The sequence below is a fragment of the Blastococcus sp. SYSU DS1021 genome (assembly GCF_054050995.1).
The window spans coordinates 81,694-94,941 of record NZ_JBJHAL010000017.1; the positions used below are offsets into that span (position 1 = coordinate 81,694).

The 13,248-nt window shown below is 73.1% G+C and carries 13 protein-coding genes; 5 read left to right on the forward strand and 8 right to left on the reverse strand.

Translation table 11 applies throughout. From position 1 onward, the window contains the following. Positions 1–199: 199 nt before the first annotated feature. The 3 genes from cofD to rfbA are packed head-to-tail and all read left to right on the forward strand — an operon-like array spanning position 200 to position 3,163. The gene (gene cofD, locus ACI8AP_RS13920) at positions 200–1,156 is read left to right on the forward strand and encodes a 2-phospho-L-lactate transferase (protein ID WP_456589945.1); all 957 of its coding nucleotides are present in this window, start codon (positions 200–202) and stop codon (positions 1,154–1,156) included. A 58-nt stretch (positions 1,157–1,214) separates the two neighbouring features. Beyond that, positions 1,215–2,267: a coenzyme F420-0:L-glutamate ligase gene (locus ACI8AP_RS13925; protein ID WP_456589946.1), complete on the forward strand. Its 1,053-nt coding sequence runs from the start codon at positions 1,215–1,217 to the stop codon at positions 2,265–2,267. Positions 2,268–2,296: 29 nt separating this feature from the next. Beyond that, the gene (rfbA, locus tag ACI8AP_RS13930; protein ID WP_456589947.1) at positions 2,297–3,163 is read left to right on the forward strand and encodes a glucose-1-phosphate thymidylyltransferase RfbA; all 867 of its coding nucleotides are present in this window, start codon (positions 2,297–2,299) and stop codon (positions 3,161–3,163) included. Here rfbA and ACI8AP_RS13935 read toward each other — a convergent pair. From ACI8AP_RS13935 to ACI8AP_RS13950, 4 genes are all read right to left on the reverse strand, one after another. After that, a complete protein-coding gene (locus tag ACI8AP_RS13935) occupies positions 3,160–4,026 on the reverse strand; it encodes a DNA-3-methyladenine glycosylase family protein (RefSeq protein WP_456589948.1) in 867 nt (288 codons plus the stop codon). The genes rfbA and ACI8AP_RS13935 overlap by 4 nt on opposite strands. 83 nt (positions 4,027–4,109) lie before the next feature. Beyond that, positions 4,110–4,880, reverse strand: coding sequence for an SDR family NAD(P)-dependent oxidoreductase (locus ACI8AP_RS13940; protein ID WP_456589949.1), 771 nt, complete (start codon positions 4,878–4,880; stop codon positions 4,110–4,112). 21 nt (positions 4,881–4,901) lie between these two features. After that, positions 4,902–6,002 (reverse strand): mannose-1-phosphate guanylyltransferase, encoded by a 1,101-nt coding sequence (locus ACI8AP_RS13945; RefSeq protein WP_456589950.1) that lies wholly within the window; start codon positions 6,000–6,002, stop codon positions 4,902–4,904. 1 nt (position 6,003) lies between these two features. After that, entirely contained in the window at positions 6,004–6,948 is a 945-nt protein-coding gene (locus ACI8AP_RS13950) for a glycosyltransferase (RefSeq protein WP_456589951.1), read from the reverse strand. A 160-nt stretch (positions 6,949–7,108) separates the two neighbouring features. On the opposite strand from ACI8AP_RS13950, the gene glf reads away from it, so the two are divergent. Next, complete coding sequence (gene glf / locus ACI8AP_RS13955; protein WP_456589952.1) at positions 7,109–8,296, forward strand: UDP-galactopyranose mutase; 1,188 nt, start codon at positions 7,109–7,111, stop codon at positions 8,294–8,296. 7 nt (positions 8,297–8,303) lie between these two features. Beyond that, complete coding sequence (locus tag ACI8AP_RS13960; protein ID WP_456589953.1) at positions 8,304–10,253, forward strand: glycosyltransferase; 1,950 nt, start codon at positions 8,304–8,306, stop codon at positions 10,251–10,253. On the opposite strand, the gene glfT1 is transcribed toward ACI8AP_RS13960, so the two are convergent. From glfT1 to ACI8AP_RS13980, 4 genes are all read right to left on the reverse strand, one after another. Beyond that, positions 10,237–11,142 carry a galactofuranosyltransferase GlfT1 gene (gene glfT1 / locus ACI8AP_RS13965; protein ID WP_456589954.1) on the reverse strand — a complete coding sequence of 302 codons (906 nt, stop codon included), beginning with the start codon at positions 11,140–11,142 and terminating at the stop codon, positions 10,237–10,239. The genes ACI8AP_RS13960 and glfT1 overlap by 17 nt on opposite strands. Further along, a complete protein-coding gene (gene wzt / locus ACI8AP_RS13970; protein ID WP_456589955.1) occupies positions 11,139–11,909 on the reverse strand; it encodes a galactan export ABC transporter ATP-binding subunit Wzt/RfbE in 771 nt (256 codons plus the stop codon). The genes glfT1 and wzt overlap by 4 nt, the downstream gene beginning before the upstream one ends. Continuing rightward, complete coding sequence (gene wzm, locus ACI8AP_RS13975; protein WP_456589956.1) at positions 11,906–12,739, reverse strand: galactan export ABC transporter permease subunit Wzm/RfbD; 834 nt, start codon at positions 12,737–12,739, stop codon at positions 11,906–11,908. The genes wzt and wzm overlap by 4 nt, the downstream gene beginning before the upstream one ends. Positions 12,740–12,839: 100 nt before the next feature. After that, a partial coding sequence (locus tag ACI8AP_RS13980; RefSeq protein ID WP_456589957.1) for an LGFP repeat-containing protein occupies positions 12,840–13,248 on the reverse strand: 409 nt, incomplete at its 5' end.

Sequence of the window (13,248 nt, forward strand, 5' to 3'; positions counted from 1 at the left end):
CGCGGCCGGCAGGACGTTCCCGGGCCGATCAGCACTCGTTGACACCGCCGGAATTACACGCGTGTCGTTGCCCAGGCGTCAACTTCGCCCGGTGTAAGCGACACGCCACACCAGCCCCATCCGTCACGGGGCCTTCGTCACATCTCGTGGTAGCCCTCGACACGCCCGGCGAACAGTCGACAAGTGCTCATCGGGCACCATGCGTTTCGTGCAGATCGTCGTGCTGGCAGGTGGGACCGGAGGGGCTCGATTTCTGCGCGGGGTCCGCGCCGCGGCCCCCGAGGCGGAGATCACGGCCGTGGTCAACACCGGGGACGACGTGACGCTGCACGGGCTGCGCATCTGCCCGGACCTGGACACGGTCGTCTACACCCTCGGCGGCGGCATCGACGAGGAGCGCGGCTGGGGCCGGGCCGGCGAGTCGTGGACGGTCAAGGAGGAGCTCGCCGCCTACGGCGCCGACCCCGCCTGGTTCGGCCTCGGTGACCGCGATCTGGCCACGCACCTGATCCGCACCCGGATGCTCGACGCCGGCTACCCGCTCTCGCAGGTCACGGCGGCGCTCGCGGAGCGCTGGCGGCCCGGGGTGACCGTGCTGCCGATGAGCGACCAGCGGGTGGAGACCCACGTCGTCGTCACCGACCCCGAGGACGGCCGGTCGCGCGCGATCCACTTCCAGGAGTGGTGGGTGCGCCACCGGGCCGGGCTCGACCCCTCGGCCTTCGTCCAGGTGGGCGTGGACGGTGCCCGCCCCGCACCCGGCGTCGTGGAGGCGTTCGCCTCCGCCGACGCCGTCCTGCTCGCCCCCTCCAACCCCGTGGTCTCGATCGGCACGGTCCTCGGCGTGCCCGGGCTGCGCGACGCCCTGCGGTCCTCACCGGCCCGGATCGCCGGGGTCTCGCCGATCGTGGGCGGCGCGGTCGTGCGCGGCATGGCCGACCGCTGCCTGCCCGTGCTGGGCATCGAGGTGAGCGCCGAGGGGGTCGGCCGGCACTACGGCGCCCGCGCCGACGGCGGGCTGCTCGACGCCTGGCTGGTCGCCGAGGACGACCCCGCCGACGTGCCCGGCGTCGACGTCCGGCGGCTGCCGCTGCTCATGTCCACCCCCGAGGCCACCACGGCCCTGGCCCGCGCCGCGCTCGATGCCTGTGCCTGAAGAAGGACCCCGTCCTCCGCACGGCTCGCACGATCGCCGCGCGCCTCTGGACGGGGCCGTGCCATCCGGTGTCTCGATCCACCCGGTCGCCGGGCTGCCGGAGTTCGCCGCCGGTGACGACCTGGCCGCGGCCATCGCGCGCGCCGCGCCCTGGCTCGCCGACGGCGACGTCGTCGTGGTCACCTCCAAGGTGGTCTCGAAGGTGGAGGGCCGACTGGTCCGCCTGGAGCCCCGGACCGACCGGGAGGCCGCCCGCCAGCGGGCGATCGATGCAGAGACGGTGCGGGTGGTCGCCCGCCGCGGGCCGCTGAAGATCGTGCAGACCCGGCAGGGCTGGGTCGTCGCCGCCGCCGGCATCGACGCCTCGAACGTCTCCGCCGACGCGCTGGTCCTGCTGCCCGAGGACGCCGACGCCTCCGCCCGGCGGCTGCGGGCCCGGCTGCGGGAGCTGGCCGGGGTGGAGGTCGCGGTGGTGGTCAGCGACACCTTCGGCCGGACCTGGCGCGAGGGGCTCACCGACGTCGCGGTCGGGGCCGCCGGGATCGTCGCGCTCGAGGACCTCCGCGGGGCGGTGGACGCCCACGGCAACCGGCTGGAGACCACCCGGGTCGCCGTCGTCGACGAGCTCGCCTCCGCCGCGGACCTGGTGAAGGGCAAGCTGGCCGGCGTTCCGGTCGCGGTCGTCCGCGGGCTGCCGGCGCGACGGCCGGCCGACGACGCCGACGAGGGCACGCGGCCGCTGGTGCGGCTGCCCGGCGAGGACCTCTTCCCCTACGGGTCGCGCGACGTGGTGGCGTCCCGCTCCCCCGCGACCGACCTCGTGCCCCGGCCCGGCGAGCTCGACGCCGTCGCAGAGGCGTTCCGCGTCGCGGCCGCCGCCCTCCCGGAGTTCCCGGTCGTGCTGCGCCACGGCGGCGACGGCGACGGCGTCGTCGACCTCCACCTCTCCGACACCGTCACCCTCACCACCGCGCTGAACCTCGGCGCGGTGATCGGCGCCGCGCTCGTGCAGCTGCACGCCATGGGCTGGTCGACGCGGTGGGAGCCGGTCGGCTCCCCCGGAGGAACCTCACTCGTCGGGAGGCTGTGGCTGGGCGGTCCGGCGCTGTAGAGCCGGAGCGCTCGGTACGGTTCGTCCCCATGCGCGGGATCATCCTGGCCGGTGGCACGGGGAGCCGTCTGTTCCCCATCACCCAGGCGGTGAGCAAGCAGCTCATGCCGGTCTACGACAAACCGATGATCTACTACCCGCTCTCCACGCTGATGATGGCGGGGATCCGCGAGGTGCTGGTCATCACGACCCCGGCGGACCAGGCGGCGTTCCGCGCCCTCCTCGGTGACGGCAGCCGGCTGGGCATGCGGATCGAGTACGCGGCCCAGCCGCGACCCGAGGGCCTGGCCCAGGCGTTCCTCATCGGGGCGGAGTTCCTCGGCGGCGAGGCCGCGGCCCTGGTCCTCGGCGACAACATCTTCTACGGCGCCGGCCTGGGCACCGCGCTGTCCCGGCTGCCCGTGCCCGCCGGTGGGCACGTGTTCGCCTACCACGTGGCCAATCCGCGGGACTACGGCGTCGTGGAGTTCGACGACGCCGGCCGGGTGCTCTCGATCGAGGAGAAGCCGGTGCGCCCGAAGAGCGCCTACGCCGTCCCCGGGCTGTACTTCTACGCCGGGGACGTCGTCGAGGTGGCCCGCGGCATCACCCCGAGCGCGCGGGGCGAGCTGGAGATCACCGCGGTCAACGAGCACTACCTGCGGGAGGGCCGGCTGACCGTCACCGCGCTGGACCGCGGCACCGCCTGGCTGGACACCGGCACCTTCGCCTCGCTGCGCCAGGCGACCGAGTTCGTCTCCGTGGTCGAGGAGCGCCAGGGCCTGAAGATCGGCTGCATCGAGGAGGTGGCCTGGCGCAACGGCTGGCTGGACGACGAGGGGCTGCGCGCCATCGCCGAGCCGCTGGGGAAGAGCGGCTACGGCGCCTACCTGCTCGGCCTGCTCGCCGAGCGCTAACGGCGCCGGTTGTCCACCGGGGCGAACCGGGGCCCGCGCCGCGGCCGCCGGGGGCCGCCGGCCAGCAGCAGGCGCACCACCCGCTGCCGGTGCCCCCGCCACGGCTCCAGCAGCTCGAGCATGCCCTCGTCGTCGGTGTTCCGGCGGCCGGTGAGCGCGTAGCCCACCAGGTTCTTCAGGTGGTAGTCACCCACGCTGACGGCGTCCGGGTCACCGTGGACCCGCTGCGCCACCTCGGCCGCCGTCCAGATGCCGATGCCGGGGATCGAGCGCAGGCGCTGCTGCAGACCGCCGGAGTCCCCGGCCCGCTCGGGCTCCAGGGCGGCGGCCACCGTCGCGGCGGCGCGCAGCGCCCGGCGGCGCGCACCGTCGAGCCCGCAGCGGTGCCACTCCCAGTCGGTCACCTCGAGCACGCGCTGCGCCGAGGGCACCACGCGCATCCCCTCGGGTGCGGGGCCGGGCGCGGGCTCGCCCGCCAACCGGAGCAGCTCCCGCCACACCCGGTGGGCCTCGACGACGGTCACCTTCTGCTCCAGCACCGCCGGGACGAGCGCGTCCCAGGTGCGACCGGTCCGCCCCAGCCGCAGCCACGGCGTCGTGCGGTGCAGTTCGGCCACCGTCGGGTGCTCGCCGGGGCGGAACTGCTCGGGGCGGTCGGCGGCGCCCAGCCACTCGGGCACGGCGACCCCCGCGCACTCCGCACCGGGGCCCCACGCGCTGATGGCCACCCCCGCGGCCGTGCGGACCAGCCGCACCGTGGCCGCGCCCGCCGGGGTCGACGTCGTGCGCCAGAACCCGGTGTCGGCCAGCCGCAGCGCGGGGTCGCCCGGCCCGCGGCGGTGCGGAGCCAGGGTCCGGCCCACGTCGAGGGGCCAGTCCGGCGTCCACACCGCCGCGTAGGCGGGGGCGTCCAGGGCGGTGCTCAGCAGGTGCTCCGGGGGGAAGGTCAGCGGGGTGCCATGCGCAGCGCGCCGTCCATCCGGACGACCTCGCCGTTGAGGTAGCCGTTCTCGACGATCGCGAGCGCCAGCTCGGCGAAGTCGGCCGGGCGGCCGAGCCGCTTGGGGAAGGGTATGCCCGCCGAGAGGGCGGCCCGCGCCTCCTCGGGGAGCGAGCCCAGCAGGGGCGTGTCCACCAGCCCGGGGGCGATGGTGCAGACGCGGACGCCCACGCTGGACAGGTCGCGGGCCGCGGGCAGGGTCATGCCGACGACACCGCCCTTCGACGCCGAGTACGCCAGCTGGCCGATCTGGCCGTCGAAGGCGGCGATGGAGGCGGTGTTGACGACGACGCCGCGCTCGCCCTCCTCCCCCGGCTCGGTCTGCGACATCGCCGCCGCGGCCAGGCGCAGGACGTTGAACGTGCCGACCAGGTTGACGGCCAGCACCTTCTGGAACCCGCCGAGTTCGTGCGGCTCGCCGTTGCGGCCCACCGTGCGCTGGGCCAGCCCGATGCCGGCGCAGCTGACCGCGATCCGCAGCGGGCGGTCCTTGCCGGTGGCCTCGGCGACCGCGGCCTGCACCGAGGCCTCGTCGGTCACGTCTGTGCGGACGAACGTGGTGTGCCCGCCCAGCTCGGCGGCGAGCGCCTGCCCGCGCTCCTCGTTCAGGTCCATGATGGTGACCGCGGCCCCACGGGCGGCCAGCGCCCGGGTGGTGGCCTCCCCGAGCCCGGAGGCGCCCCCGCTGACCACTGCTGCGACGTCGAAGTTCTTCATGCCCCGCAGCCAATCACGAGCTCAGGCGAAACGGCCGCCGTGGCTCTCCTGCACCGCGGCGAGCAGCTGCTTCACCCGCTCGGCGTCGGCGACCGGGCAGACCATGGTGACGTCGGCGGTGTGCACCACGACGCTGTCCCGCACGCCCACGAGGGCGACCAGGTGCCGCGGGTCGTCGCTGAACACGATGTTCCCCGCCCCGTCGAGCACGACGGCGAGGCCGCGGACGGCGTTGCCCGCGCCGTCGTGGTCCAGCGTGTGCGCCAGCGCCGGCCACGAGCCGACGTCCAGCCAGGCCACGTCCAGGTCGACCACGAGCACCCGTCCGGGCTCGGCGGCGGCCGGCTCGAGGACGGCGTAGTCGACGCTGATCTTCGGCAGGGTCGGGAAGACGTCGGCCAGCACCGCGTCCCGGCCCGGCCCGGCGGGCGCCGCGACGATCCGGGCGAGCCCCTCCGCCGACGCGGGGAGGTGGTCGGCCAGGGCGTCGAGCACCGTGCGGGCGCGCCAGACGAACATGCCCGAGTTCCACAGGTACTGCCCGGACGCCAGGTACTGCTCGGCGGTGGCGCGGTCGGGCTTCTCCCGGAACGACGCCGCCTCGGCCACGCCCGGCTGCCCGGTGGGCGCGCCACGCTGCACGTAGCCGAACCCGGTGGCCGGCGCGGTGGGCCGGATGCCGAGGGTGACCAGCGACCGGGGGCGGGTGGCGAGGGCGTCGTAGGCGGTGCGCAGCGCGTCGGCGAAGCGCTCCACCGGCCGGATCACGTGGTCGGCGCTGACGACGGCGAGCTCGGCGTCCGGGTCGACGTCCGCGACCAGCGCCGCCGTCAGCCCGACGGCGTTCGCGGTGTCGCGGGCGACCGGCTCGAGCACCAGCCGGTCGGCCCGCAGCTCCGGCAGCGCGGCCCGGACCTGCCCGGCGTAACGGGCCGCGGTGCACACCCAGATGCGCTCCGCGGGCAGCACCGCGCGCAGCCGGTCCCAGGCCTCCGCCAGCAGGCTCCGCGGCGCACCGTCCGGGCCGGCGACGACGTCGAGCAGCTGCTTGGGCCGGCCTTCCCGCGACAACGGCCACAGCCGCGTGCCCGAGCCGCCGGCCATGATCACCGCGTGGCGCACGTCAGCCCCCCTCGGCGCCGGTGCGCCGCGGATCGGGCACGGCTGCCAGGTCGCGGGCCCGGCGCTGGAACCGGGCGCCGGCCGCGACGCGCCCGCTGGCGTAGGAGACCAGCATCCGGCCGCCGAGACCGGCGCGGAGGGCGGCGCGCAGCGGGGCGTGCCGCCGGCGTGGGTACTGCCCGGAGAGGTACCGCAGCGCGCTGGTGTGGTGCACCCGCTGCATCCGGTGCGGCTCCCGCCGGGTCGCGTGCCCGCCCTCGTGCTCGACGACGGCCGTGGGCACGTAGACGTGCAGCCACCCGGCGCGGGTGAGCCGCTCCGCGAGGTCGACGTCCTCGAAGTACATGAAGTAGCCGGGGTCGAACCCGCCCACCGACCAGAACGCCTCGAGGTCGACGAGCAGGCAGGAGCCGCTGAGCCAGCCGGCGGGCCGCTCCCGGGGGGCTTCGCGCTCGCGCCGGTAGCGGGCGGTCCACGGGTTGCCCGGCCAGGCCCAGCCCAGCAGGGCGTGCCCCGCGCCGGTGGACAGCCGCGGCAGGTCGCGGGCCGAGGGGTACAGCTCACCCGCCGGCGTCATGATCGCCGGCCCGAGCGTGGCCGCCCGCGGCCAGCGGTCGGCCGCGGCGAGCAGTTCGTCCACCGACCCGGGCGAGAAGCGCAGGTCGGGGTTGGCGATCAGCGCCCGTCCGCTGCGGGCGTCGGCGAGCCCGGCGTTCGCCGCTGCCCCGTAGCCGATGTTCCCGCCGGTGCGCAGCACGCGTACGTGCGGGTACCGGGCCGCGGCGCGCTCCGGTGCCCCGTCGGTCGAGCCGTTGTCGGCCAGCACCACCTCGACCGGCCGTGTGGTGGCACCCGCCAGCGACGCCACGAAGTCCTCGAGCGCCGCGCCCGGCGAGTAGGTGACGGCGACGACGCGCAGGGGCGACGAGCCGGAGGCAGACGACACGGAGGACCACCCTAGGCACTGACCGCGGGCGAGCGCGGATGCGCGCCGCGGAGCGGTCTCCGGGGTGCGTGTGGTCAGTGTGACGGAACGGGTCGCTACGGCCGGGAAACCGCCGCTCCGTGGTCGTGCCCCTCCGGACCGACAGGTACCGTCGAGACCCGTGACCACCACAGGACCTGACCTCGTCGTCGTCGGCTCCGGCTTCTTCGGCCTCACCGTCGCAGAGCGGGTGGCCAGCCAGCTCGACAAGCGAGTGCTGGTCATCGACCGCCGCGACCACATCGGCGGCAACGCCTACTCCGCGCCCGAGCCGGAGACCGGCATCGAGGTGCACGTCTACGGCGCCCACCTGTTCCACACGTCCAACGAGCGGGTCTGGCAGTACGTCAACCGGTTCACCGAGTTCACGAACTACCAGCACAAGGTCTACTCGATCTACCAGGGCCAGACCTACTCCCTCCCGATGAACCTGGCCACCATCTGCCAGTACTTCGGCAAGAGCTTCTCCCCCTCCGAGGCGCGGGCCCTCGTGGCGGAGCAGGCCGGCGAGTTCGACACCGGCGAGGCGAAGAACCTCGAGGAGAAGGCGATCTCGCTGATCGGCCGCCCGCTGTACGAGGCGTTCATCCGCGGCTACACGAAGAAGCAGTGGCAGACCGACCCGACCGAGCTGCCCGCCGCCGTCATCGCCCGTCTGCCGGTGCGGTACACCTTCGACAACCGGTACTTCAACGACGCGTACGAGGGCCTGCCCAAGGACGGGTACACGGCCTGGCTCCAGCGGATGGCCGACCACCCGAACATCGAGGTGCGGCTGAACACCGACTACTTCGACGTCCGCGACGAGCTGCCCCGTGACGTCCCCACCGTGTTCACCGGGCCGATCGACAAGTACTTCGACTACGAGGCCGGGGAACTGGGCTGGCGGACGCTGGACTTCGAGACCGAGGTCCTCCCGATCGGCGACTTCCAGGGCACCTCCGTCATGAACTACGCCGACGAGGACGTCCCCTTCACCCGGATCCACGAGTTCCGCCACTTCCACCCCGAGCGGGACTACCCCACGGACAAGACCGTGGTCGTGCGGGAGTTCTCACGGTTCGCGCAGACCGGCGACGAGCCCTACTACCCGATCAACACCCCCGAGGACCGCGCCAAGCTGGAGCGCTACCGCGAGCTCGCGGCCAAGGAGGCCGCCGAGAAGCGCGTTCTCTTCGGCGGTCGGCTGGGCACCTACAAGTACCTGGACATGCACATGGCCATCGGGTCGGCGCTGACCATGTTCGACAACCGCATCCGCCCCTTCTTCGACCAGGGCGGCGCCCTCGACGGCCGCCTGGAGGACTGAGCACCACATGACGACAACACATCAGACGGTGTCCCCGGAGCGGGTCAGCGAACCGACCGCCGCGGATCTGGCCGAGGGCAAGGCCGTCACGCTCCTCCAGCGCGTCATCATGCCGCGCCCGGGTGACCCGCTGAAGGTCCGCAGCCTCTACGTCGACGAGGAGCGGAACAAGCGGGTCAAGTCCACCACCCGCTCGGACGCGACCGTGGCCGCGGGCAGCGAGGTCTCCTTCGCGACCTACTTCAACGCCTTCCCGGCGAGCTACTGGCGCCGCTGGACGGTCCTGGAGCAGGTCATCCTGCGCATGCGGCTCTCCGGCCCCGGCCGCGTCGACGTCTACCGCTCCAAGGCCGACGGCAGCATCATCCACGTCACCGGCACGACGACCACGGGCGAGGACCGGGCGCTCGAGTTCGAGCTGGAGCTCACCCCGTTCGAGGACGGCGGCTGGTACTGGTTCGACGTCACCGCCGACGACGCGCCGGTGACGGTGCACGAGGCCGACTGGTCCGCCGCGCGCGAGCCGGCCCACGAGACGCGCCTGTCGATCGGCATCTGCACCTTCAACCGGCCCGACGACTGTGTCTCCGCGCTCGCCGCGCTCGCCGGCGACCCCGTCGTCGACGGGCTGATCTCGCGCGTCATCGTCGCCGACCAGGGCACCAAGAAGGTCCGCGACGCGGGCGGCTTCGCCGACGCGGCCGCCGCCCTGGGCGACCGGCTGCTGCTGGTCGAGCAGCCCAACCTCGGCGGCAGCGGCGGGTTCTCCCGCACCATGCACGAGGCGCTGACCTCCACGGACGCGACGCACCACATCCTGCTCGACGACGACGTGCAGCTCGAACCCGACAGCATCGCGCGGATGTTCGCCTTCGCCCGCTTCACCAAGAAGCCGATGCTGGTGGGCGGCCAGATGCTGGCCCTGCAGGACCGCTCGGTGCTGCACACCATGGGCGAGGTCGTCGCGCCGGACAAGTTCTTCTGGCGTGCGGCACCCAACACCGAGTACGCCCACGACTTCGCCAGGCGGAGCCTGCGGTCGACTCCCGCCCTGCACCGGCGGATCGACGTGGACTACACCGGGTGGTGGATGTGCCTGATCCCGCGCCAGGTCATGCAGGAGCTGGGCTTCGCTCTGCCGGTCTTCATCAAGTGGGACGACGCCGAGTACGGCATCCGCGCCGGAGAGCACGGCTACCCGACCGCGACGCTGCCGGGCGCGGCGGTGTGGCACCTGTCCTGGAGCGACAAGGACGACACCGCGGGGTGGCAGGCCTACTTCCACACCCGGAACCGGCTGGTCGCCGCGGCGCTGCACAGCCAGTACAAGCGGGGTGGCACGCTGCTGCGGGACACCTTCAAGTTCGACCTGAAGTTCCTGATCATGCTGCAGTACGCCACCGCGGCGCTGCACCACCGGGCGTACGACGACTTCCTCGCCGGCCCCGACCGGCTCTTCCCGCTGCTGCCCACGGCCCTGCCGACGGCGCTGCGGCACCAGGGCGACTACCCCGACGGCCAGGTCATCGGCTCCTCGTCCGACCTGCCCCTGCCCTCGATGAGCCCGACGAAGGCCGAGCGGTTCATGAAGCCGCCGACGACGCCGACGACCATCACCCGCACCCTGGCCGCGGCGCTCGCCCACAACCTGCGCAGGCCGAAGCCGGACGCCGCCGAGCGCCCGCAGATGAACATCTCGGCGCAGGACGCCCGCTGGTTCCTGCTCGCCCGGCTCGACAGCGCGACGGTCGGGACCGCGGACGGTCGCGGGGTCACCTTCCGCCGCCGGGAGCCGGGGACGTTCTGGCAGATGCTGCGGCACTCGATCCGGGTGCACGTCAAGCTCTACCGCGAGTTCCCCCGGCTGTCCAAGCAGTACCGGGCGCACATGGAGCAGCTGACCAGCCAGCAGAGCTGGTCGAAGGCGTTCGACGGGGAGTTCACGCCGGGCGCGTGAGCTCCTCCCGCCGGCCGGCCCGGGTGAGGCGGCGCCATTCGCGCCACCCACCCGGGTCGCGGCGCGACACCAGGAAGAACCAGCCGAAGCGCACGGTCTCCAGCGGGCGCAGCCAGCGCATCCCCGGCTGAGCCATCAGGTACCCGCGGTTGCGGTAGGTGAAGTACCGCTTGACCTCGTTGCCCGGGTACTGCGCGGAGAGCTTCCCGCGCAGGATGGGGACGAACTCCGTCGTTCCCTCGGGGTGCAGGTAGGCCGCGGCGGTGCAGGTGCCGAACGGCAGCCCCGAGCGGAGCAGGCGACGGTGGATCTCCGTCTCGTCGCCGCGGAAGAACAGCCGGTAGTCGGGCACGCCCACCACGTCCAGCGCCTCGGCCCGGAACAGCGCGCCGTTGAAGAGCGAGGCGTAGCGGGGCAGCACCTCGATGCCGTCGAAGTCGCTGCGGCGGCGTCGCCACCGCAGCCCCCGGCGCAGCGGGAACGCCAGCCTCTCCGGGTCGGCGAGGTCGGTCACCAACGGCGACACCTCGGCCAGCCCGTGCTCGTGAGCCGTGGTCATCAGCGTGTCCAGCACGGTGCCGTCCGCCGGGCGGCCGTCGTCGTCGGCGCACCACACCCAGTCGGCCCCCAGCGCCAGGGCGTGCAGCATGCCGAGCGCGAAGCCGCCGGCCCCGCCCAGGTTGCGCTCGCTGGGCAGGTAGGTCGCCGGCAGCCCGCTGGCGCGCACGACCTCCGCCACGGCCCGGTCGGGCCCGTTGTCGACGACCACGACGTGGTCGACCGGCCGGCGCTGGCCCGCCAGCGCGGCCAGGCTCTCGGCCAGCAGCTCGGGCCGGTGCCGCGTGACGACGACGGCGACGACCTTCTCCGTCCCGGACCCGGCCGTCATGCCCGCTGCCCCTTGTAGGCCCGCAGGACGTCGTCCAGCTGCCCCTGCTGCTTGATCTGGCCGTGCTCCATCCAGATCGCGGTGTCGCAGAGCTCGCGGAGGAACTCGTCGGAGTGCGAGGCGAAGACCAGCAGACCGGAACGCTCCACCAGCTGCACCAGCCGCTGCTTGCTCTTCTCCAGGAAGGCCGCGTCCACCGCACCGATGCCCTCGTCGAGCAGCAGGATCTCCGGGTCGATGCTCGTGACGACCCCGAGAGCCAGGCGCACCCGCATACCAGTGGAGTACGTGCGCAGCGGCATGCGGAGGAAGTCGCCGAGCTCGGTGAAGTCGGCGATGTCGTCGACCCGGGCCTCCATCTGCTTGCGCGTCATGCCCAGGAAGAGGCCGCGGACCATGATGTTCTCGAGCCCGGAGATCTCCGGGTCCATGCCCACCCCGAGGTCGAAGACCGGCGCCACGCGCCCCCGGACCTCGGCGACACCGCGGGTCGGTTCGTAGATGCCCGACAGCAGTCGCAGCAGGGTGGACTTGCCGGCCCCGTTGTGGCCGACGAGCCCGACGCGGGCGCCGTGCTCGAGGGTGACGGTGATGTCGCGGAGGGCCTCGATGACGGGCACCTTGGCGGCGCTGTCGATGTGCCCGCCGACCACGCCCATGACGGTGTTCTTCAGCGACCGGCTCTTCGCGTCGAAGATCGGGAAGTCGACGCAGGCGTCCTTCGTGACGATGCTGACCGGGCCGGGTTTGATCTGGGACACGCTCACACCCAATAGGAGACGCGGGACCGGTAGCGGCGCAGCACGAACATCGTCAGCGCCCAGCCGACCACGGTGATGGCGAGGACGACCAGCCAGTACCGCAGCTGCTGGTCCTGACCGAGCAGCGGACGGCGGACGATCTCGAGAAAGTGCAGGAAGGGGTTGAACTCGGCCAGCCTGGCCCGCTCGGCGATGGCGGGGTTGGGGCTGTTGATCAGCTCGTCGTAGATCCAGACGATCGGCGTGAGGAAGAACATCAGCTGGACGATGCTCTGGGTGATCGGCAGGATGTCGCGGAACCGCGCCGTGACGACGCCGACGGCGAGGGCGACCCAGGCGCCGTTGAGGGCGAGCAGCACGAAGGCCGGCACGACGGCGAGCACCGTCCAGTGCAGCGGCTGCGGGAAGAACAGCAGCATGATCAGGTAGACGATCAGGTTGTGGGCGAGGAAGAGCGTCTGCCGCCAGATCAGCCGGTACACGTGGGTGGACAGCGGTGCCGGGAGGTGCTTGATCAGGCCCTCGTTGGCGATGAACACCTCCGACCCCTCGGTGATGCAGCCGCTGATGAAGCCCCACACGATGAAGCCCACGAGCACGTGCGGCAGCAACCGCTCCAGCGGGATGTCGAACAGCCCCGAGTAGAGGATCCCGAGCGCGACGGCCGTGACGGCCATGCTGATGGTGATCCAGACCGGCCCGAGGACCGAGCGCCGGTAGCGCTGCCGGATGTCCTGCCAACCGAGGTAGCCCCACAGCGGCCGCTGCTCCCACCCGCGCCGGAGATCGGCAACGGCGGCAGACAGAGTCCGCCCGGTCGGTTGTGCCACTGTCACGAGCAGTCACGGTACCTGCGCACCGGAGCGGAACGGCGTCGGCTCGCGAGGCCGACGGGACCTGTTCGTCACACCCGTCCCGCCGGCCCCGCGCCTGTCGCTACGGCGCCGTGAGCACCCCGTTCTGGAACTCGGCCCGCTGCTGCGCCCCCACGACGACGGTGTCGGAGATCGGGTACCCCAGCGGCCCGGTCGTGCCGCCCTGCGCGAGGTAGGCGGCGTTCAGCTCGGTCCTCAGCACCCGCGCCTGGGTGGTTGCGGACCAGTAGATGGTGCCGCCCTGGAAAGAAGTCTGGTAGCCCTGACCGCCCGGCGCGGGGGCGTCGCTGGTCGTCGGGAAGCCCAGGTAGCCACCCGTTCCGCCCGCCTGCTTCCAGGTGTACAGGATCGCGCCCCGCACCACCTGCGCACCGGTCTGCGCCGACCAGTGGATCTCCCCACCCTGGAACGGCGTCATGTAGCCACGCCGATCCGCCGTCGGCTGATCGTCCCCGGTCGGGTACCCCAGC

Excerpts from the sequence above, each read along its gene's own strand:
- rfbA (WP_456589947.1), top strand. The coding sequence starts at position 2,297 with ATGCGCGGGATCATCCTGGCCGGTGGCACGGGGAGCCGTCTGTTCCCC.
- ACI8AP_RS13960 (WP_456589953.1), top strand. The coding sequence starts at position 8,304 with ATGACGACAACACATCAGACGGTGTCCCCGGAGCGGGTCAGCGAACCG.
- ACI8AP_RS13940 (WP_456589949.1), bottom strand. The coding sequence starts at position 4,880 with ATGAAGAACTTCGACGTCGCAGCAGTGGTCAGCGGGGGCGCCTCCGGG.
- glfT1 (WP_456589954.1), bottom strand. The coding sequence starts at position 11,142 with ATGACGGCCGGGTCCGGGACGGAGAAGGTCGTCGCCGTCGTCGTCACG.
- cofD (WP_456589945.1), top strand. The coding sequence starts at position 200 with ATGCGTTTCGTGCAGATCGTCGTGCTGGCAGGTGGGACCGGAGGGGCT.